The sequence below is a fragment of the Clostridium sp. genome (genome assembly GCF_036642255.1).
Lineage (GTDB): Bacteria > Bacillota > Clostridia > Clostridiales > Clostridiaceae > Clostridium_J.
In genome coordinates, this window is the sequence record NZ_JAVWDJ010000011.1 from 1 (window position 1) to 22,397 (window position 22,397).

22 protein-coding genes are annotated in these 22,397 nt (G+C 28.7%); 4 read left to right on the plus strand and 18 right to left on the minus strand.

Annotated features, from left to right (window positions below):
- The coding region (deoC, locus tag RR409_RS08055; protein ID WP_332557226.1) for a deoxyribose-phosphate aldolase at positions 1–381 on the plus strand (381 nt) is incomplete at its 5' end.
- A gap of 502 nt (positions 382–883) precedes the next feature.
- Positions 884–2,359 carry a Na+/H+ antiporter NhaC family protein gene (locus RR409_RS08060; RefSeq protein ID WP_332557227.1) on the plus strand — a complete coding sequence of 492 codons (1,476 nt, stop codon included), beginning with the start codon at positions 884–886 and terminating at the stop codon, positions 2,357–2,359.
- 156 nt (positions 2,360–2,515) lie between these two features.
- Here the strand turns inward: RR409_RS08060 and RR409_RS08065 are convergent, their stop codons facing one another.
- The 15 genes from RR409_RS08065 to RR409_RS08135 all read right to left on the minus strand — a co-directional run bounded on the left by RR409_RS08065 (position 2,516) and on the right by RR409_RS08135 (position 16,370).
- The gene (locus RR409_RS08065) at positions 2,516–3,397 is read right to left on the minus strand and encodes an SDR family oxidoreductase (RefSeq protein ID WP_332557228.1); all 882 of its coding nucleotides are present in this window, start codon (positions 3,395–3,397) and stop codon (positions 2,516–2,518) included.
- A 128-nt stretch (positions 3,398–3,525) separates the two neighbouring features.
- The gene (locus RR409_RS08070) at positions 3,526–3,783 is read right to left on the minus strand and encodes a DUF1292 domain-containing protein (protein ID WP_332557229.1); all 258 of its coding nucleotides are present in this window, start codon (positions 3,781–3,783) and stop codon (positions 3,526–3,528) included.
- A 46-nt stretch (positions 3,784–3,829) separates the two neighbouring features.
- Positions 3,830–5,206, minus strand: a complete 1,377-nt coding sequence (locus RR409_RS08075; RefSeq protein ID WP_332557230.1) for a polynucleotide adenylyltransferase — start codon at positions 5,204–5,206, stop codon at positions 3,830–3,832.
- A 104-nt stretch (positions 5,207–5,310) separates the two neighbouring features.
- Positions 5,311–5,988, minus strand: a complete 678-nt coding sequence (locus RR409_RS08080; protein WP_332557231.1) for a deoxynucleoside kinase — start codon at positions 5,986–5,988, stop codon at positions 5,311–5,313.
- Between the two features lie 341 nt (positions 5,989–6,329).
- A complete protein-coding gene (locus RR409_RS08085; protein ID WP_332557232.1) occupies positions 6,330–6,494 on the minus strand; it encodes a hypothetical protein in 165 nt (54 codons plus the stop codon).
- Positions 6,495–6,526: 32 nt separating this feature from the next.
- A complete protein-coding gene (locus RR409_RS08090) occupies positions 6,527–6,766 on the minus strand; it encodes a DUF1292 domain-containing protein (protein WP_332557233.1) in 240 nt (79 codons plus the stop codon).
- A gap of 59 nt (positions 6,767–6,825) precedes the next feature.
- Complete coding sequence (locus RR409_RS08095; RefSeq protein ID WP_332557234.1) at positions 6,826–8,007, minus strand: alanyl-tRNA editing protein; 1,182 nt, start codon at positions 8,005–8,007, stop codon at positions 6,826–6,828.
- 280 nt (positions 8,008–8,287) lie between these two features.
- Positions 8,288–9,661, minus strand: coding sequence for a replication-associated recombination protein A (locus RR409_RS08100; RefSeq protein ID WP_332557235.1), 1,374 nt, complete (start codon positions 9,659–9,661; stop codon positions 8,288–8,290).
- A 63-nt stretch (positions 9,662–9,724) separates the two neighbouring features.
- Positions 9,725–10,891, minus strand: coding sequence for a glycosyltransferase family 4 protein (locus tag RR409_RS08105; protein WP_332557236.1), 1,167 nt, complete (start codon positions 10,889–10,891; stop codon positions 9,725–9,727).
- 345 nt (positions 10,892–11,236) lie between these two features.
- A complete protein-coding gene (locus tag RR409_RS08110; protein ID WP_332557237.1) occupies positions 11,237–12,256 on the minus strand; it encodes a molybdopterin-binding protein in 1,020 nt (339 codons plus the stop codon).
- A 275-nt stretch (positions 12,257–12,531) separates the two neighbouring features.
- Positions 12,532–12,834 carry a hypothetical protein gene (locus RR409_RS08115; RefSeq protein ID WP_332557238.1) on the minus strand — a complete coding sequence of 101 codons (303 nt, stop codon included), beginning with the start codon at positions 12,832–12,834 and terminating at the stop codon, positions 12,532–12,534.
- A 103-nt stretch (positions 12,835–12,937) separates the two neighbouring features.
- A complete protein-coding gene (locus RR409_RS08120; protein WP_332557239.1) occupies positions 12,938–13,636 on the minus strand; it encodes an MgtC/SapB family protein in 699 nt (232 codons plus the stop codon).
- A 117-nt stretch (positions 13,637–13,753) separates the two neighbouring features.
- Positions 13,754–14,863 (minus strand): Ldh family oxidoreductase, encoded by a 1,110-nt coding sequence (locus tag RR409_RS08125; protein WP_332557240.1) that lies wholly within the window; start codon positions 14,861–14,863, stop codon positions 13,754–13,756.
- Positions 14,864–15,001: 138 nt separating this feature from the next.
- Positions 15,002–15,943, minus strand: coding sequence for an SPFH domain-containing protein (locus RR409_RS08130; RefSeq protein ID WP_332557241.1), 942 nt, complete (start codon positions 15,941–15,943; stop codon positions 15,002–15,004).
- 1 nt (position 15,944) lies between these two features.
- The gene (locus tag RR409_RS08135) at positions 15,945–16,370 is read right to left on the minus strand and encodes an NfeD family protein (protein ID WP_332557242.1); all 426 of its coding nucleotides are present in this window, start codon (positions 16,368–16,370) and stop codon (positions 15,945–15,947) included.
- A gap of 1,035 nt (positions 16,371–17,405) precedes the next feature.
- On the opposite strand from RR409_RS08135, the gene RR409_RS08140 reads away from it, so the two are divergent.
- Entirely contained in the window at positions 17,406–17,984 is a 579-nt protein-coding gene (locus RR409_RS08140; RefSeq protein ID WP_332557243.1) for a hypothetical protein, read from the plus strand.
- Between the two features lie 158 nt (positions 17,985–18,142).
- Here the strand turns inward: RR409_RS08140 and RR409_RS08145 are convergent, their stop codons facing one another.
- Both RR409_RS08145 and RR409_RS08150 read right to left on the minus strand, forming a co-directional pair.
- Positions 18,143–19,258 (minus strand): amidase domain-containing protein, encoded by a 1,116-nt coding sequence (locus RR409_RS08145; protein WP_332557244.1) that lies wholly within the window; start codon positions 19,256–19,258, stop codon positions 18,143–18,145.
- Positions 19,259–19,632: 374 nt separating this feature from the next.
- Positions 19,633–20,196 carry a hemerythrin domain-containing protein gene (locus RR409_RS08150; protein ID WP_332557245.1) on the minus strand — a complete coding sequence of 188 codons (564 nt, stop codon included), beginning with the start codon at positions 20,194–20,196 and terminating at the stop codon, positions 19,633–19,635.
- A 413-nt stretch (positions 20,197–20,609) separates the two neighbouring features.
- Between RR409_RS08150 and RR409_RS08155 the strand changes: the two genes are divergently transcribed.
- The gene (locus RR409_RS08155) at positions 20,610–21,062 is read left to right on the plus strand and encodes a ferritin-like domain-containing protein (protein WP_332557246.1); all 453 of its coding nucleotides are present in this window, start codon (positions 20,610–20,612) and stop codon (positions 21,060–21,062) included.
- 87 nt (positions 21,063–21,149) lie between these two features.
- Here the strand turns inward: RR409_RS08155 and yfcE are convergent, their stop codons facing one another.
- Complete coding sequence (gene yfcE / locus RR409_RS08160) at positions 21,150–21,692, minus strand: phosphodiesterase (protein WP_332557247.1); 543 nt, start codon at positions 21,690–21,692, stop codon at positions 21,150–21,152.
- Positions 21,693–22,397 lie beyond the last annotated feature (705 nt).

Consider the following 22,397-nt stretch of genomic DNA (forward strand, 5'->3'; position numbering starts at 1 on the left):
TTAAAAGATAAAAATTATGATTTAGTTTTAAATGATATAAAAGAAGTTGTAGAAACTGCTAAAGGAAAGGCAATTGTAAAAGTTATACTTGAAACTTGTTTATTGAACCAAGAAGAGAAAGTAAAAGCTTGCCAATTGGCTCAAGAAGCTGGAGCAGATTTTGTTAAAACCTCAACTGGTTTTAGCACAGGTGGAGCTACTGTTGAAGATATAAAACTTATGAGAGAAACTGTAGGTCCTAATATGGGTGTAAAAGCTTCCGGTGCTGTTAGAACAAAAGAAGATGCACTTGCAGTTATTGAAGCTGGTGCAAATAGAATCGGCGCTAGTTCTTCTATTGCTATAGTTGAAGGATTAAATAACACTAGTTCAGGTTATTAAAATTTAAATAATATTATATTTTACTTATAAGAGCATAATATATTTCTATATTATGCTCTTTTTAAGATTACTAATCTTTGATAAGTCTCTCTCACTTTTAATAAACAATTCTAATAAAAAAAAGATAAACAATACAAGATTTTGATTATTAAATTACTTCTCGTATTCCTTATTGAATAGAATTTTTTTAATAATTAGTAACTTTTTATGATGCTTTTTTTAATCAGTATCTAAATTGAATTTAAATATTTTACTGGATATAGTGATTTTTGAAACTTTCTTTGATACTCTTTTAACAAATAAAATATCGAAATATTTAGAAAATTTGAATTATATTAATATTTTTAATAAAATAATTCAAAATACTTATCAGATTTTTCAAAATATGTTGAAATATATGCAAAATTTAGATATAATAAGTATGAACTAAATAATTGATTTGTAGAAATGTTATCATAATAAAGAAAACGTTTTGACAAGTCATATGGGGGGTATCATACAAATGATAGCATTATTAAAAATTTCCCCTGTCTTTTTAATGGCAGGACTAATGATGAGCAATGTAGATGCATTAGTAGCAGCACCAATAGCTACTATATATGCAGCAATCATTGCAACTCTAACTGAAAAATTAAAATTGAATGATATTGTAGATGCTGCAGTAGAAAATGTAAAACATTTACAATTAGTTTTCTTTATTCTTATGTTTGCATATGCAATGGCGGAAGCCTTCATGGCAACTGGCGTTGGTGCCGCTATAGTTAACATGTCTCTTTCTCTTGGACTAACTGCAAGAACTGTTGCATTAGTTGGATTTTTAGTAACATGTGCTTTATCAGTAGCTACTGGAACTTCTTGGGGAACCTTTGCAGCATGTGCTCCAATTTTCTTGTGGTTAAACCATATCGTTGGAGGAGATATTCTATTAACAACTGCTGCAATAGCAGGTGGTGCATGCTTTGGAGATAATATAGGTTTAATTTCTGACACGACTGTTGTTAGCTCAGGGATTCAAAAAGTTGAAGTTATCCACAGAATTAGACATCAGGGAGTTTGGTCTATCTTATGTTTAGTTATTACAGCTATCTTATTTTATGTAGTAAGTAATGTTATGGGGCTTCCAACAGAAGCTTCTACAGCTACACAAGCTATTGAAGCGATTCCTCAATCAGTTTGGGGACCACTTGAAGAAGCAAGACCTTCAGCCGTTTTACTACTTAACCAAGTTAAAGACGGAGTGCCTGTATATATGGTTATTCCACTTCTTCTTGTTATTGGATTTGCAATCAAAGGAGTGTCAACTCTTGCCTGTTTAGGACTTGGAATTGCATCTTCTATTATACTAGGATTTTTTGCAGGAACAGTTGAATCAATGGGAGCTTTCCTTAGCATGATGGAAACTGGATTCTCTGATGCTGGTTCTTGGGTTATTGTAATGATGATGTGGGTTGGAGCTTTTGGTGGAATCATGTCAAAAATCAATGCCTTCAGACCATTATCAAATCTAGTATTAAAGATATCTGGAAATGTAAGACAATTAATGTTCTGGAATGGAGCCCTATCATTAATTGGTAATGCAGCTCTAGCTGATGAAATGGCGCAAATAGTTACTGTAGGACCAATTATAAAAGAACTTGTGGAAGAAAACGTTGAAGGTAGCGAAGAGGCAATGTACAAGCTTCGTTTAAGAAATGCTACATTCTCAGATGCTCTTGGAGTATTTGGTTCTCAATTAATTCCATGGCATGTTTATATTGGATTCTATGTGGGAATAGCAACATCTGTTTATCCACTACACCAATTCGTTGCATTAGATATAATAAAATACAACTTTATGGCATACGTTGCTGTAATCTCAATCTTACTTTTAACTTTAACTGGTTTAGATAGATTAGTACCTTTATTTGGTCTTCCAAGAGAACCAGAAGTTAAGTTAAAGAAAAAGTCAGCTTCTAATAATAATTCAATATCTGCTTAATAATCAAAGACCTTCGCCTCTGGCGAAGGTCTTTTCTTTTGTGTTTCTATAATGTTTAATAACTTAATTATGATTATAATTAAGTTATAATTTTTCCTTCTTACTTATTTTTCTTGTTTATTACATATTCTTTAATAAGGGGCTTTTGCTATAGAATTAACTACTTACCATTATACCCCCATTAACATGGATAACCTGACCAGAAACATAAGAAGCTTCATCACTGGCAAGAAATACATAGGCTCCAGCCAATTCTACTGGTTGCCCAGGCCTTTTCATTGGTGCTGTACTACCAAATTGACCTACCTCAGCAGCAGAAAAACTCGCTGGGATTAGTGGTGTCCAAATTGGTCCTGGTGCTACAGCATTTACTCGAATGTTTTTTTCTACTAAGTTCATATGAAGGGATCTTGTAAAAGTTACTAATGCACCTTTAGTACAAGAATAATCTATCAAAGTCTTATGCCCCTCGTATGCAGTAACTGAAGTTGTGTTTATTATACAGCCCCCACTTTTCATATATTTTAAAGCAGCCTGTGTCATGTAAAACGTTCCAAAGATGTTTGTTTTAAACGTTCTTAATAGTTGATCACTTGTAATTTGTTCAATAGAATCTTGAGTATGCTGTTCGGCTGCATTGTTTATTAAAATGTGTATGTCTTTGAATTCAGATATTACCTTCTCTATTGCATTTTTGCAGAATTCTTCGTCACCAATGTCTCCAGGTATTAGAATACATTTAGCACCATAGTTCTCAACAATAGTTTTAGTTTCATTAGCATCCTCATGTTCATCTAAGTACATTATTGCTAGATTTGCACCCTCTTTTGCATAAGCTACTGCTACAGCCCTTCCAATACCACTGTCTCCCCCAGTAATTACTGCAACTTTATCTACCAATTTACTCGATCCGACACAGTTTGTATCTTCGAAAATAGGTCTAGGATTCATAACTTTTTCGATACCTGGTTGTTTATCTTGATGCTGTGGAGGCAATGCTTTAGGAAAATCTAAAGGATTTAATTTCTTCGGTCCCATATATATCTCTCCTTAATAAGTCTTCAAAGATATTATGCGTACATTTTATAGAAATTAAACGAAAGCAACTACGTAATTTAATAAAAATTCTTATTTTTATTAAATTAAAAAAACCTTGCAATGCAAGGTTAGTTTTCCATTTCTTCATCAAATAATCTATCGTATTCTCCAACTACTGAATCAAATTCTTCTTCGTCTTCTACCATTTCATAAGATGCATCTGCGCCTTCTCCAACAACTCTATAAACAAATGCCTCATCATCATTATCTAGTGGTGCAAGAAGAGCATATTCTTTGCCATTTACAGTTAACTCCTCTATAATTTCAAGTTCAAGTTTTTCATTTGTATCTGGGTCTGTTAAAGTAATTATGTGTCTATCATCCATTTTTGTATCTCCTTCCAATTTTGCGTATAATTTGAAACTAAACTAATTATAAATTATTTTCCTTTACTTTACAATGTTTCTTTGCAAGTTCTAGTAATATTTCTTTTTTATTCAAATCAGGATTCTGCAATACTTCTAATAGCAAGTAATTAAGTGTTTCACCTATAAGCTTGCTTTTTGGCAACCCTAAATCAATTAGGTCATTACCTGAAATTAATAAATCTCTTACATATAAAGGTTCCCTATTTTCTAATATTTCATAACATATATCTTCAACTTTTCGTATATTTTTATAATGAAAATCATTGTTAGTGGTACACTTTATATCTGCAAAAACTAAATTGAAAAAGTACTTTAGATTTTCTTCACCAATTTTTATTATAAAGTTTTTAATTTCTTTTTTAGAGTTAAGATTCTGTGGAAGCATATATTCTTTTACTAGTAAAGAAACTCTATTTATTGTTAAATTATCAAACTTTAATTTTATTAAAACTTCTCTTGAAATTCTCTCACTCACTAAATTATAACCTTGAAAATGCTCAGAAGTACTTTTATCATCAATTAAAGTTTCAAGTTTACCTATATTTAAGAGAAGTGCACTAAGTCTTAATGCCAAGAAATTTTCTACATTATCCAATACATTCATAGAATGAGAATAAATATAATTATTACCATCTTTATTATTTTGATTAAATTCTCTAAGTGTTAGAATTTCTGGAATTATATAGTTCATTAATTTTAATTTGCACAGCTTTTCTATGCCATATGAAGGTAAAGGTGATACTACTATCTTAATAAATTCATCTCTTATTCTTTCTGCACTTATACTTTTTAGTAAACTATAGTTGTTTTTAATGGCTTCTTCTACATCTCTAGGTATTGAGAATTTTAAGGTTGAGGAAAACCTAATAGCTCTAAGCATCCTGAGAGCATCCTCTGTAAATCTATCTTCTGGATTTCCTACTGTACAAAGTATTTTAGCTTCTAGATGTTCTAATCCTCTGTAAAAATCCACTAATCCAACTTTATCATTATAAGCCATTGCATTAATAGTAAAATCCCGTCTTAACAAATCTTCTTTTAAATCATTTGTAAAGATAACTTCACTGGGTCTTCTATTATCCAAATAGTCTCCATCAATTCTATATGTAGTAATTTCATAAGGCTCCTTATGAATTAATACAGTTACTGTTCCATGTTTTACTCCGGTTTCTATAACTTTAAACCCTTGATTTTCAAATATAACCTTTACATTCATAGGGTTTGCATTTGTGGTTATATCCCAATCTGATGGAATTCTTCCCATAAGGGAATCACGAATACAACCACCCACAGCGAAAGCTTCAAAGTTGTTATCATACAAATTATTTATTATAGTTGTAACATTAAGTGGTAGTTTTATTTTTCTTTCTAGATTAATCATACTAATTATCCCTTTAGCTCAATTTTTATTAAGAAAACTATTCAAAGCGCATAGGTGAAGCTCGAATTATTTTAGTGGCCATTAAAAATAAACTTATTAGTTATTTAAGCTGTGACTTCTTCTATATTATGGATTTCTTTTAGCTTGTTATGTATTAATTTTAATAAATATGATCTATGTTGTGGATTATTTTCAAAGTCCATATTATCTACATTTATTTTTAAAATAGGTGAAATACTATATTTTTCAAAATAATTTCTATAATTGCTATTAAGCTGTTCCCAGTATTCTCTTTCAACTACTTTTTCATAGTCCCTTCCCCTTCTATTAATTCTTCTCATAGCTTCATCTACACCAACTTCAAGATATACTAAAAGCTTCGGTGCCTTGCAATGCTCAATCATATTTTCAAAGAGCTCTATATATAAATCAAATTCTTCATTCGACATCTCACCAGAATCATTTAACATTTTTGCAAATATAATGTCTCCATATATACTTCTATCCATTACAGCATTTTGAATCTTTGATGCATCTTTAATATTTTTAAATCTTTTATTTAAGAAAAATATTTGAAGGGGAAAACTGTATCTTTCTCTATCGTAATAAAATTTCTCCAGTATGGGATTATCTACCACTGGCTCTTCAAAAGGAATATACCCTTCTTCTTCTAAAATATTCATAAGTGTACTCTTCCCTACACCAACAACTCCATCAATAACTATCATATCCCAACATCCTCCTTGTCCAATTTTACTTAAGCAACTTTCGTAAAACTCCATGTTTTTAACTCCTTATGATTCATATATAATTTACAACTTCTACACAATGAAACATTCACCTTACAAACTTTAACTATTAAGTAACCTTATTAATATGATTACTTTCATAAAAATAATATTTTTTAATTTTATTATAAACACAAATTAGTTATATGTATATATAATATAGTTGATTTATTACAATTAGAAATATTCGTCACTAGGCAGTATAGCAAAGTTTTAAAATGCATGCATTTATAAGTATGAAAACATATTGACTCTTTTTCAAGTACAAAGTTAAATATATCGGTTATATAAAAATTCAAGGTTTGTTAATTATTAACAAACCTTGAATTTTACAATTATATTTTATAACCGTCTTTACGAGTGTATTCTACTGATTTATTTAATTCTGGTTCCTCAATGGTGGAAACAAATTGATTATTACTAATTTGCTCCTGGCTTTTCATTCCTTTTTTTATGAAATCTCTATTATTATCTGCTTTTGCTTCTTTTCTTGTTTTCATTGATTTATACCTCCATCTTTAGATTGATTAACTTAATGCCCTTGAGAATTAAACTTTTCTAAAACCCTATTAAATTCTGCCCCTGCTCCAATAGACATGTATTCAATTTCATTGTTATTTTTGCTAATAGCTTTGTATGCATAAGCTTCATTAGAATTTCTAGGACCAGCTATAACATATTCATTTGAACCTATACTTACAACATCAATAAGCTCTAATTGGACCTCTTTACCCATATCATTGTAAACAGTTAAAATTTCATTATGCTTCATCTTATAACCTCCTATTTTATTTTTACATTTATAAGATGTGCACAAATCCTTTTTTATATTTATACTTTTTTAATATTACTTATATAATTTTCTACGAAGTTATAAAACCTTAAAAGATCTTCTGTTGTAGAAAAATTTCCTTGAGCACGGTTATTGCTTCCTCCACCCTTACCGTTAAATTCCTTAATATAATTCTTAAATAATTCACCACAGTTAATAAAACTCGTTTTAGGAATTATAAGCAAAATCCTATTTTCCATAGTTGTACATAATAACACGCTTAAATTTTTATGAGAAATTAATTTACCTATACAATCTATTTCCTCAAAACTTTTATCCGAAAACACATTCTTGTATATTTCACCATGAAATTCTTGCATCAACTTATCTGTTTCAATTTTGTATATTCTCTCCTTTAGCTCTCTAATTGTTTTACTATTTTCTTTAACTGCATTATTTAAATTTCCTACACTATTTAAAATATTACTTTCATCAGATGATAGTAATTTCATTAATTCTGTTATTGTATAATGTTTATTAGAATAATCCTTTAGAGCTCGCTCACCACATTTAAAGTATATTCTAGTATTTCCTTTATATTTTTCAGTTTTAATAATTTTAATTAATCCAATTTCCCCTGTTGTATTAACATGAGTGCCACAGCAAGCACTATAATCTACTTTACTTATTTCAACTATTCTTATATCTTCTGAGATAGCTGTCTCTTTTCTTATTGGAATTTTACTTAGATCGTCTCTTTCTATAATATAACACTTTATAGGTATATTTTTATATATTATTTCGTTTGCATTAGCTTCAACCATCTTAGCCATGTCCTTTGAGAAGTTTGGTATAGAAATATCTAATGTGACATAATCTGTTCCTAAATGAAATCCCACATTCTTACCATTATATAACTTAAGTAATATGGATGATAATAAGTGTTCTCCACTATGCTGTTGCATATGATCGAATCGTCTTTTAAAGTCAACAGTACAGAATATACCTTCCCTACTTACATTTTCATTTAATACATGATATACAGCATTATCTTCTTCATAAACATACTCAACATTTATTCCATCAATTTCTCCTAAGTCGCAAGGCTGGCCTCCTCCCTCGGGATAAAAAGCTGTCTCCTTTAAAACTAAATGATACTTATTATCTATATATTTTGTATGAATTACCTCTGTTGTAAACTCAGTTATGTATGGATTATTATAAAATAACTTAATAGTCATATTTTATCCTCCCTTTATAATTTCTATGGTATATTCACTAAAATTAAAAATTAAAGTTATAATATAATTTTATTATATTACTAAACATTGCTGAAATAAAAAGATGACTAACTCTCTAAACGCTAATCATCCTAAAAATCTTTTATGTATTAATACTATTATATTAGTTGAGCATTTGAGTTTATGAAACTAATAAAGATCAACTGTAATATTGTGCATTCTAGTTTTAAAATTGAAAATGCTATAATTATTATTTTAACTTATGTTTTATTAAAGTAAATTATTTACTTGTTTTAAGAAAATTAATTCTTTCTATGATCCTTTTTTCATACCCAGCATTGGTAGGTTCATAATATATTACATTTAAAAGTTCAGTTGGCATATATTGCTGCTTAACATAATGATTAGTATAATCATGAGGATACTTATATTCTTCCCCATTTCCTATTTTATGAGCAACGCTATAACTCTTATTTCTCAGATGTATAGGAACTTGTCCGATGATCCCTTTTTCTACATCCTCTAATGCTTTATTTATAGCATTATATGCAGCATTACTTTTAGGAGCAGAGCTTATATATGTAACAGCTTGTGCAAGTGGTATTCTGGCCTCTGGCATACCTATATTTTTAACAGCATTCATAGCAGCATTTGCTACTAAAAGCGCATAGGGATCTGCATTTCCTACATCTTCAGAAGCAGCAATAACTAACCTTCTAGCAATGAACTCCGGATCTTCTCCAGCGTATATCATTCTAGCCAAGTAATGAATAGCAGCATCTGCATTACTGCCTCTCATACTTTTTATAAATGCGGAAATTACATCATTATGATTATCACCAGTTTTATCATAGTTAATATGTTTTTTCTGCATACATTCTTCCATGACTTTTAGGTCTAAGTTTATAATTCCATCATTGCTTCTAGTAGTTGTTAAAACGCCTATCTCTAAAGCATTCAATGCTCTTCTTGCATCACCGTTTGAGTTTTCGCAAATAAATCTTAGCGCTTCAGCAGTTAAATTAATGTTGGTGTTTCCATATCCTAATTCTTTATTACTAAGTGCATTATAAATTATCTTTTTAATATGTGATTCATTAAGTGGTTCAAGGCTAAAAATCATAGATCTTGACAATAATGCCTTATTTACTTCGAAATATGGGTTTTCCGTAGTGGCACCAATTAAAATTATAGTGCCCTTCTCTACATGTGGAAGTAGTGCATCTTGCTGACTTTTGTTAAATCTATGAATTTCATCAATAAAAACTATTGTTTTTTCATTTCTCATTCTTAAATTATTAAAAGCAACTTCTACCACTTCTCTAAGTTCTTTAAGCCCGCTAGTTACGGCATTCAATTCAATAAAATTAGATTTTGTTGTATTTGCAATAACTTTAGCTAAACTAGTTTTTCCTATACCAGGAAGTCCGTGAAGAATTAAAGATGTTAATCTATCACTTTTAATAGCCCTATAAAGTAGCTTATCTTTGCCCAATATATGTTCCTGTCCAATATAATCCTCCAAAGTAGAAGGTTTCAATCTTTGTGCTAAAGGTACATTTTTATAATTATTAAAAGCATCTTCATCATTAACAACAGGAATACTCTGATGCTCTAGTTGAAATAATGAAATATTCTCAAAGCCTTTTTTCATATGATTCACCTTATGATTATTAATATATTTTGTAAATTTTTTATATAATTATTATGAAAATGTTTATTTAGCTAAAGGAAATTTAATTACTTTAACTAATTCATACTGTTCACTTACTTTTTCACCAAATACTTCTTTTGAAAACTCTTTTGCTTTACTCAAAGCATTCTGACTTAATTTATTTCTATAAGCAGCATCATTTAGAATTTTTAATGCTTCATTAATAAATTCTTCTTTTGTCCTATAAGCATATCCATTATATGTATTAACAATTACATTATCAATACATTGGTCATATTTACAAAGCACCGGAAGCCCACAACTTAATGCTTCCACATAGGTGAGACCTTGTGTTTCACTTGTAGATGCTGTAACAAAGACATCTCCTATTTTATAGTACTTATAAATTTCTTTTGGAGTTACCATTCCTGTAAAAATAATTTGATCTTGTATCTTATTTTCAATGGCAACACCTTTTAGTATTTCTAAATATGGTCCTCCACCTACTATAATTAATTTCACTTTCTTATCTATGTTATATAACTCTGAAAAATTAGTAATAACCTCTTCTATGTTTTTTTCTTCTCCAATTCTTCCAACATAAACAACAACCTTTTCATTTCTTTTAATATTAAGCATGCTTCTTAACATTTGTTTTTCCTCATCATAAATATCTATCATAAATTTTGATAAATCAATACCACTTGGAATAACAGAAATATGTGTGTATACTCCATAATTTATTAATGTTTCTTTTACTTTTACTGTGGGTGCAATTATTAAATCCATTTTATTTAATAATCTTCTTACAATTTTTTTTAAGTTTTCTTTTTTCAATAACTTACCTTTAAATATATATTTCAAGTAATCTTCATACATAGTATGGTATGTGTGCACATGCGGAACAGAAAGCTTTTTTACAATATATCTTGCATACACTAAAGTTGAAAATTCAGTTTGCGAATGAATAATATCTGGCTTCCATTGTATTATATTCTTAAGTAATTTATCATTAATAGTAGCACCTATTCTAGCTCCAGGATAAACTCTTACTGCAACAGATTTTAGATAATATATATCATTTTCAACATAAGATTTTCCTGTATTTGAAAGTGTCAGCACCTTCACATCATGTCCTTGCTTCTTCAACTCTTTATACAAATTTATAGTAGAAGTGACAACACCATTGACCATTGGTGAGTATGTATCACTTGTTATTAGTATTTTCATTAATATACCTCCGCAAAATCCTTACAACCTTTAATAATAACATTAATCATAAAGATATATTAAAAATATAGCTTTAAATATATTATTTAAACTTAACAAATTCCCAATACAATATTACTATATTTATTTGATCTATGTGAAATATTATACCACTACCACTATATGGAATCAATTATTGTTAATCATAAATGTATCACATATTACAATAAACCAATTATAAGGATAGCACATTTTCTTTAGGAGTTTAATCTTTATTATTTTTTTAGTACATTTTTAAATAAAACTGAGTTTTGTCTAACATTTATACTATAACCCTTAACTAAACTAAGGTATAAGAATGAAAGTTTATTTTCCGAATGGGCAAACGGGATATTTGCACACTTCGCATTTTAAACACAGTCCTCCATGTGCCAATCTATTAATTTCTCTTTTACTAATTCTATCTTTAGCCATTACTCTAGGTAGTACTAAATCAAATACTGTAGTTTTATTAAACATTCCACAAGCTGGCAATCCTATTATTGTTGCAGATTTAGAATAAGCAAGCATAAACATTGCACCTGGTAAAACAGGTGAACCATAGGATATTACTTCTTCACTACACTCTCTTATAGCATTAGGTGTTACATCATCTGGATCTACTGACATTCCTCCAGAAGTTATTATCACTTCTGCTCCGTCATTAATAAAATCTTTAATGGCTGATGTTATATTATTAAGGTTATCTGGAACAAAAGTTTTTCCCATAATACTACAATCATATGAATTTAGCTTATCTTCAATTACAGGTGCAAATTTATCTTTAATTTTTCCTTCATATACTTCTGTTCCTGTTATCACTATACCAACCTTTTGATGTTTTAATGGCATGATAGAGATAACATTATTACAATTTTTACAAATATTTTCAACTTCTTCTATATACTTCTCTTCCAATGCTAATGGAATAATTTTAGTACCCGCAACTATAGTATTTTCATCTACAATGGAATTATTATGTAAAGTACTTAAGATGATATTATCAATATCATTTATTTTATCTAAAGCATCTAAGTTTATTTTAAGAATACCTCTTTTTTCTGCTTTTATATTTACCTTCCCTTCACTAGGATCTTCGAAAAAAGTTCCACTTCCTGTGATCGCTTGTCCTATTCTTAACGCACATTGATCCTCATGTAAGAACCCATTAGATAAATTTACTACATATATATGGTTTTTGCCTATTTTCTTTAAGTCTTCAATATCTTTTGGAGTTATTATATGTCCTTTTTTAAATGCAACTCCTTTAAATTCTCCTGGTACTATTTTTGTTAAATCATGCCCAATTATCATGCCAATTGCATCTTCTACTTTCACTTGTTCCATATAAATACCCCCTAATATTATACACAATTATTATGATAATAATATCATAAATGGTAATATTTGTATATATTCACCAAAAAAACTTCTTACTAAGTAAGAAGTTTTTATAAGTTTAGTAGAGTATAAAAGACTTTGTTAATTATAAAAATACACTTAATTTAAATTAATTGTTTCTTAGATTAATGTTTATATTATTATAATAGGACTTTCTTAACTTATTATTTTAAAATTCTTCAGAATAAGAAAACAAAGTATTTTAAATCTTTATAATAATATTATTTTTTATTATTTATTAGAATTAAATTATTAAATTGTATATTCTTGCTTGTTATTCTTAGAATATCTTTGTATACCTTTTTATTTTTTACCTCTACTATTTCACCCATTTTTATTTTTTCAACAATACGCTCTAATTTTTCAGGTGGATTAACCTTTCTATACGGATTATTTTCCCAAACAATTAGATGTTCAACTTCTTCTAATGTTAAAACTTTTCTGTGCTTATCTTCAAACCTTTTTAAAAGAATTATAATACTATATAGTGTTATAATTAAAACCACAAAACTGGCATACTCCATAAAATTCTCTCCTTTGTTAAACTCCATTATATTTTGCCCAAATATTTAGTGAAAATACGATAATTTTTATTAAACATCTGTTCAATTAATTTTTGCCTTCACCCTAGCATAATACTTTACAATAGTTAGTTTCTTTTATTAAACTAAGATTACTTATTAAAGAAGAGGTTGATAATGAACTAGGTACACTAATAGCATACTCAAATTTAAAAATTTTATTCTCATGATTTTCCATACTCATAGTAACGTGTAAAATGTCAATAGATAATTCTTCAAAGTATTTACAAAGCTCTTTATTTCCACTAATACCATCATAGAATTCAATATATAATTTTAAGTTCCTTTTTTTATAAATCAACTTGTCTTCAAATTTCTTAAATATTATGAGAGTTATAAATATTATTAAAGCAGAAGTTGTTGCTAAAAAGTAGTAACCTAAGCCCACAGCAAGTCCTATACAGGCTACCGTCCAGATAGTGGCAGCTGTTGTTAATCCTTTAACTGATCCCTTTAAATGAATAATTGTACCAGCCCCTAAAAAACCTACTCCAGTAATAACTTGCGCTCCCAGTCTTCCATAATCTATTTTTAGAACTTCTTTTAATGATTCGTTATTTAGCACTTGTTGCATCACAGATTCCCCTATAGAAAGTTGTATCATCGAAACAACAGCAGCTGCAACACAAACTAAAACATGAGTTCTAAAGCCAGCTGGTCTTTGTTTATACTCTCGCTCATAACCAATTAATCCACCTATTAATACAGCAACTAATAATCTAATAATAATTTCATTATGACTCATAGACTTCACCCTTATATATTTCTATTATACAACATAAAATAACTGTTATATAATAGAATATACAAAATTATCATTTTTGCTAATTTATTATTTAATTTTGGGATAAATGATTATTATTTAATTTTCAAAGGGAAATTGATAGTTATATAATTTAAGCTCCTCTTTCATAGAAAGTATGTCCGCTTGCAATGATTTATTTATAGGGATACCTTTATCTTTTCTTGTGAGCCAGGCCTCATATTCTTTCTCGCCAGCTGTGTAAATTCTTTGCTTGTCTGGAGCCTTCTTTGAGTTTCTTAAAGTTCTTAATATATCTCCAGTGATTTGCTTAAACTTACTGATTTCTGTAAAGAATTCTACATTTATAGCTATGAAAAAATGTCCCAACTTATAAGGGACTTTTTTACCATTTTCATATCCTAACAACCCCTTAAGATAAGCTCCATGTTGAAGCGCAGAAGAAAGAATTTCTACCACAGTGGCATAACCATAACCCTTATACCCTGCCCCCTCTTCCCCTATACCACCAAGAGGTGTAAGTGCTGCTGTACCATTTATTAGATCCTTTAAAATTTCATGAGTATCAGTTCTTGTATTTCCCCTATCATCTATTACCCAACCTGGGGGAATCTCTTTACCTTCCCTATGAAAAACTTCTATCTTACCTCTTTGACTGGTTGATGTAGCGCAATCTAGTATAAATGGAAATTCCTCATCTGTGGGTATTCCAAAGGTTAATGGATTTGTACCTAACATATTTTCAATTCCAAAGGTTGGTGCAATTGATGGCCTTGCATTAGTCCCTGTGACACCTATCATATTTTCTTTTATAGCCATATTAGCATAGTATCCTGCAATTCCGTAGTGAGAAGAGTTTCTAACCGCCACCATTCCTAATCCATACACTTTAGCCTTTTTTATAGCAATTTCCATAGCCGCTTTTCCAATAACATGTCCCATCCCATTATTCCCATCTAACACTGCTGTGGTAAAGGTTTCCTTCACGATATCAATTTTAGTATTAACACTTAGTATTCCATCCTTTATTCGATCATAATAAATATGTTTTAAACGCCCGATACCATGAGAATCTATACCCCGTTTATCTGCTTCTATAAGTACCTCGGCACAGATTTTAGCATCTTCTTCTGACATATTTAGACCCTTGAACACATCAATCATGAAGCTTTCTAAGTATTTAAAATCTAACCAAAATATTGAATTCACTTATCCCACACTCCTAATTATTTTTGGTGAAATCCTCACTTGAACTTTATAATATTAATATATGTTTCTTTCTATTTTAGGCCAGTGAATATTGTATTAATAATAAAAAAATAGACGGTTTACACCGTCTATTCACGTTTATTTATTCATTTTTAAAGTTTCAGCTATTGCAGAAATACTTCCTAAAGAGGATAACATATCAACTGGAAGTATTAGCTTATTAGCAGGATTCTTAGAAAGTTCAGTTAATGCCTCAATTTGTTTTAAGGCAATTACAGTTGAGTCAGTTCCTGACTCAATTATAGCCCTGTTAACTTTATCAATTGCAATAGCTTCTGCTTGTGCAATTATATCAATAGCTTTAGCTTTACCTTCTGCCTCAAGTAGTTGGGATTCTCTAAGACCTTCAGCCCTTCTAATATTAGCTTGTTTTTCAGCTTCAGCTTGGAGAATTTTTGATTGTTTTTCCCCTTCGGCTCTTTCAATTGCGCTTTGTCTTTCACCTTCTGCATTTAGAATCGCAGCTCTTTTACTTCTTTCAGCCTTCATTTGTTTTTCCATAGCGTCTTGAATTTCTGCTGGTGGGACTATATTTTTGATTTCTACAGATAATATTTTTATTCCGTAAGCATCAGTTACATTATCAACAATTTCAAGTAGCTTTGAATTAATAAAATCTCTTCCTGCTAGAATTCCATCTAGAGTCATATCTCCAAGGATATTTCTCATATTAGTAACAGTAGAATACATAATACCGGAAACATAGTTTTCTATATTATAAACTGCATCCTTTGAACTTAACACTTGATAAAAAATAACATTATCTACCGAAATATTTACATTATCTTTTGTAATAACATTTTGTGGCGGAATATCGAGTATTTGTTGTTTCATCGATACTTTTCTTCTAACAAAATCTGCAAAAGGAATTGTTAGATGCCAACCTGGTTCTAAAACTTTATAAAACTGACCAAATCTTTCTAAAACATAAACATAGCCTGTATTTACAACTTTTACTGATGCAATAATCAAAATCAATACAAGTGCTAATACTACTAAAAACCCAATAAATGGTGCCATATTATTCATCTCCCTTTTTTATTATTAATTTATTATCTCTAATTTCTAAAACCTTAAAGGATTCACCTTTTTCTATCTTTTCACCAATATTTTTTACGCCCCAGAACACTTCGTTTATTTTTATTCTTGTTTCTTTGTCAATAGTTTCATTTGCAATAAATTCTCTTCCCTCATACTTTCCAAGTAGTAACTTTTCTTGGATTATATTTGTATTAATATACTTCTTTGAAAATTTAAGACCATAAAGCAAAGAAACTACACCAATAACTAGTGCAATTACTACCTGAATTTCAAAGCTTAAAAAGAAGCCAAGAAAGAATGCAGGTATAAATCCTAATGCAAGCCATGAGTAAGTAAAATTGCTTGTTAGTAAATCTACTATTAAGACAAATATTATCAGCGCAAACCAAATCCAGTTCAATCCCACATTAATCACCCCACAATTTTAAATTTGTAATTTTAATCAGAAAGTATAAATCTGTAAAATATTTCTAATATTATTATATCAAACTTTTTTAATTACTACCAGTAAATACTTAATATTTTAAAAGTATATTCAGTAATATGAATATATATTACTTACATAAACTATAGTTAAACAAAAGCACTTTCTTTTTTATTTTGTTAAAGTTAGTTGCTAAATTTAGTGTATCTCTTTAGATTTCTTCATTACCATTGTTAATAATTTAATTACTTTTGTTAGAAACAATTTTCAAATTTGCTAGAACAATATGTTATAGATTCCATAAAATGAACTAACAATTCAAATTAATGGTATATTGGGTGATAACATGAGAAAACTTTCTAATAAAATATTCATAAATCTTATACTAATTATTATTACCATGATAATCAGCTATTTTTATAACTTAGTAACAGAACATTCTATGTGACCAAACATGGAATGTTCCATTTTTTAATCCACCAATGGATCATTCTATTGATATATGTTCTTGTTCTGTCTATTACCACTCTCATTTCATTTGTTTTAGTGTTCCCCTAACACTAAAACATTGAAAAAAAGCAAATAATCTTTTAACACATGTAGTGCTATGAACATAAGACACACTTAAAATTTTACTTGATGCCTTCTAATTACATTTTTACAATTTTTAATTTAACAATTTACTAACCTTTTGACACCATTTTTTTCTGCTCATTATAACTCACATCCATAGGTTTTAACTTATTATCTTTGCAAAACTAATAAGATATCATGTAATAGGCTTGTAAATAATATTTAACGTCTAATCAAAAATTGAATTATTGAGTTTAATAAGTAAAGATTTCAGAAAAAAAGGTAAGAATACTTGATTTTTTCTTTTTATGGACTATAAAAAGAATATTAATACATGGGGAAATATATGTGAGCATATGGTTTGTAATGAAATAGATACATATTTTTTGCCAATTGGGCAATACTGTTTCTGAGATAAATTAATATTAACAAGGAGGACTTTCAATGAAAACTAAATCAGTAGCAGTAACATTAGCTCTATTATCTTTTTTAATTTCTGGTACTGGCTGCGGTAATAATCAAACTGAGCCAAATCAACCTGCCCCATCACAAACAACTCCAGCAGAAACAACTCCTGACGTAAAAACAACGGCTTCCATTGTAAATGAGGCAGCTGCTTTTGAGAAGGCAATAAGCAATACAGGTACATGGATTATTGCAACAACAAAGGATTTAACTATCGATAAAGATCTTGTACTAGATGGCGAATTTAAAAATGGCAAAAAAGACGATGCTGGAAAAGATATTATACAGCGTAAAATAGCCCTATATGCTCAAGATGAAAATAAAAAAGTAACGGCAAGATACAATCTTACAGCACCAAAACTAACTATTAACAGTCTTAATGCTAGAATTCAAAGTGGAACCTTCAAAGGTGACGTATATGTTTCTGCTAAAAACTTTCAATTAGTAGATGCCACAGTAGATGGAAATGTATATTTTACTAATGAAGAAGCGCAGTCTACATTCAAAGCCGATGAAAAAAGCAAGGTAACTGGAAAACAAGAGTTAAAGAAGCAATAGGATTATAATTTTTTTCTCTTATTTTCAATGCATGCTTACTTCAGAAAAATAAAAAACTAATCTAGACTTAGAGTTTTATATCTCAGTCCAGATTAGTTTTTTATTTACTCTTAATAAATTAAGCATTGACTTGTATAACTTGTCAGCATATCAGTTTTTTAGAAATGTACACGAACTAGCCAAAACTTTATCTTTTTATCACTCCATCCCAGATCCCAAGGAACCTTGTTTCTATCACTGTTGTGGCAAGTTACTAAAGAATATCCTTTAGAATCAGCACCAGTAACCATAGAAATATGGGTTATATCACCTTTTTTTTCATATGCCACAAAGTCTCCTGGTAAGAGTTTATATGAAGCTTTATAAACCTTCTCATAACTTCCATGGGCAATCACTGAAGCTCTTCCACTGTTAATCATATAATTTTTGAACCCATCAGCATTTACCCAGGCTCTTGTTGCCCCACTTTTATCATAATTCCAGCCACCATTTCTCCTGAATTTTCCACCCTCAAATAATATTTGAGATGCAAAATTTGCGCAATCTCCACCCTGTGGATTATAGTCTCTATACTGTTTATTATATTTGAATCCAAACTGTTCTTCACTAGCAGCACCACAATATTTTTCAGCATATTCTACTGATTTGATTCTTCTTTCATGAAGCTTTGAAAAATCTCTAGGAGTTTGATTTGATATAAATTCTTTAATTGAATCAGTTTTTATATTATCTAAATCTAATGAATCTGCAAAAGGGTCCTTATACCACTCTTTAGTAATAAACCAAATACCATCTGTATTGCACAGATTTAAAACATGATAAGTACCAATTCTAGAACTATTAACATTGTCTCCCTGATCTCCATATACATATTTATATTCTGTTGAACATAATAAGTTTATTGAATACTTACCTTCTGTCCCTTTAATACTTCTTATTACAACAGTTGGGATTATCTCTATAAATTTAACACCTTGCTTTTCCTCCCAATTATGTAGATATTTCATTTTTCTTTTTTCATGCTCCATAGCCCAAGTGCCATATTTTGTTTTTGTATCATAAATTGAATCTATAATCTCAACATCTTGATTTAAAATTGCTTTATTTCTATTTTGAAAGATTTGTATAACTGCATTTGTGATTTCTTCTTTAGAATGTATTGGTTCAGCTAATACTTCTTTTACTGAAAATACATGGATTATTAAAAACGTTATTGTTAATATAAGAATACTTGATTTCAATAATTTAAATTTATAAATTTCAATAGCTTTCATATCAACACTCCCTTTTATATAAAACCTTTTCCAATCAATTGTTGAAAATTATAATTATCATCAAATGGCTTTAAATTGTAATCCAAGATTTTGTACAGAGTTTTCTACTAATCATTTCTATTTATAAACTTTACTATGATTTCGTTGTAATTATTTCTTTTTAATTATTGAGTTTTAAATTGCATGTAGTAAAAGTATGCTACAAAGTGAAGATTTTTATGAAGAAATGTTTCTAAAAAAGCAATTAAAATTATTCCTTTTTTCCCAGTAAAGCTAGGATGATTTTATTTTGAAGAAATAAACCAATTTTGAAATCAAAAGAGAAGTTCCGATTTATTTTATCTGAACTTCTCTATAACAATCTAATATTAATTTTATTTAATACTGGCTACTTTATTCTCTAATTCATTTATTAATTCTAAATATTTATTTTGTAATTTCTCACCTTCTGCTTTTAATTCGAAATCTGAACACTCCTCATCTAGTTTATCTAATGTTCCTTTTGAAAGTTTATTTTCTGCAAATTTATAAACAACGTCATCTTCTTTTGCTATGTGCCTTTCCAATAAGTCAGCATAACCTACAGAATTTGCAATGATATCAACTCTGGAATCCATATTACCTGCTTCATATGATTTTAGGGCAACTTCCAAGTTTTGAATAAATAATCTTCCTAAATCGTGTTCAACAAGCATTCCATGTTTTACGAGCTTCTCAGCTGGTCCTTTTATTTCATCTATCATTTTGTTAAATAAGAAAACCTCTTCTTTCCCATGATGATGTTTATCTGCATAGATTCTTACAAAATCTATAATTTTATAAAAATCTTTATAATCTATCTCCTCACCATTTAGAATATTTACACAGTATTTTCTTATCACTTTAAGAACTCTTTTTATATTTCTATGTTCTTCAACCATTAAATCTATTGCTTTCATTAGAATCACTCCTTAGCATATTTTAAATTTTATACCACTAATATAATTTTATTTTACAATAAGTTATGTTTATTATCGGTACCTTTTGTTACCAAAATATATAAATACATATTTTAAACATATAAGTTTATTTATAGAAGATTATTATTCTATCCAATTATAATTTCAATGATTTTACGTTTACTTATTTACACAGAAAAATATTAAGTTTAAAACTTATTGTGGGAATTTTATTAGCGTAAAGTTTGATTGCGATTCTTTTATTACTTTAGAAATCTACTAAATTTATATAACTATGTTTTCCTAATATTTATTTTTTATTACTACAGTTACTCTAGTAACTAAAAATTTCAAGTAACATAATATATTGTAGTGCTTTAAATAGCGTAATATTTTATTCAGGAGGATCTCTGATGTATCAAAATGAAAATAGAAATTATGCTGAAATGAACAATACCTCTAAAAAATTCATTGATCTTTTAATAGATGCAATGAAAGATGAGAGGTACGATAGGATTAAGTACAAGAATATGATGGAGATGACAAAAAACGATAAAGTAAAGGAACAGCTTGTATTTGCTTATGAAGATGAAGGTAAACACTATAAAATGTTCCAATACATTTTCTATCAATTCACTGGAAAAGAAATAGACATACCTGTCCCAGAAGTACAGGAATATGATGAATTAATTGATGCTGTAGAAGCTAGTATTAATGGAGAATTAGAAGCTGTGGAGATGTATAGAAGAATCCAATCAATGCTTCCAACCATAGGATTAAGGGATATGCTTTTTGAAATTATTACAGACGAGCAAGAGCACGCAACTAGACTTACTTATATATTTAGTATATTGAATGAAGATTAACATTATAAAAATCATTCATATAATATAAAAAGCTAGATAAAAATAGAGTGCCTTAAGTTTGGCACTCTATTTTTAAATTATATCTTTTTAAAAGTTAGTTTCCATATACAATTTTTCATCAAAGGTTTTTATTTGAAAATTATTGTCCTCCATAATGCCATAGGTACTTGGATGATTTTCTTTAGGAAGTGATATAGATCCAGGATTAAATATATATACACCATTAACACTTTTTGCCATGGGTATATGTGTATGACCATAAATTAGAATATCATTCTTAGATAAATTTGGTAACCTATTTTCATCATATAAATGTCCATGGGTAACAAAAATTCTTTTGCCACTGTGCAAGATTATACTATAATCTGCCATACATGGAAATTCTAAAATCATTCCATCAACTTCAGCATCACAGTTTCCCCTTACACTTACAATTATATCCTTGTGCTTGTTAAGCAGGTTTGCAACTTCTTTTGGGTTATATTCCTCAGGCAAGGAATTTCTTGGACCATGGTACAATAAATCACCTAGAAGTATTAAATAATCCGCTTTCTCTTTTTTAAAAGCTTCCAGTCCCTTTTGTGCATATTTTAAGGAACCATGTATATCTGACATAAAAAATAATTTCATAACACTCTTCCCTCTTTTATGAAAATTTAGTATTTTATTATTTAGTGTGAAAAAATTAATTTATATTTACAATTATAGTACTTAACTTTAATTTGTGAAGATATAAATAAAAATTTTTTAATTGAATTTTATATATATCCTTATAATCATTAAATTTTAATTTCAGTTTTAGTTCTAGAGATAAAAGTTACCTACTGTTTAAGTATTGAAAAATTATATGTATTAATATTTAAAATTAACTAAACAAATACTTTTAAAAACAAACAACACGTGAGTTTTGATAAAAAAATACAAAACGTTACAAGCACAAGATATATAAAAATATTTTTTTCATATTTTATAGATATAATTATCTTTATAAGCTTAATCATACAATTTAAACTTGTTATACTTTAATGAAAAACTATTATCAATATAATTCCTTATTCAACACCAAAAATATTTCAAAATATTATTGACAATATTTACTAAAATTGGCTATACTTTAAATAGAGCAAATATTTTAAAAGGAGGTAGGAAAATGTTAAATAATAGATCTGTTTATAAATTATTTAAATTTAATATTGAAATTAAATGTACCCTACCTCAAAGTATAGGTTTTTAAAACATGTTTTTGTAATAAAATCCTAGGGTAGCTCCCTAGGATTTTTTATGTATAAATGTATTTATTGCTGTATTCCTATAACTTTTTTGGGTTATTCGAAT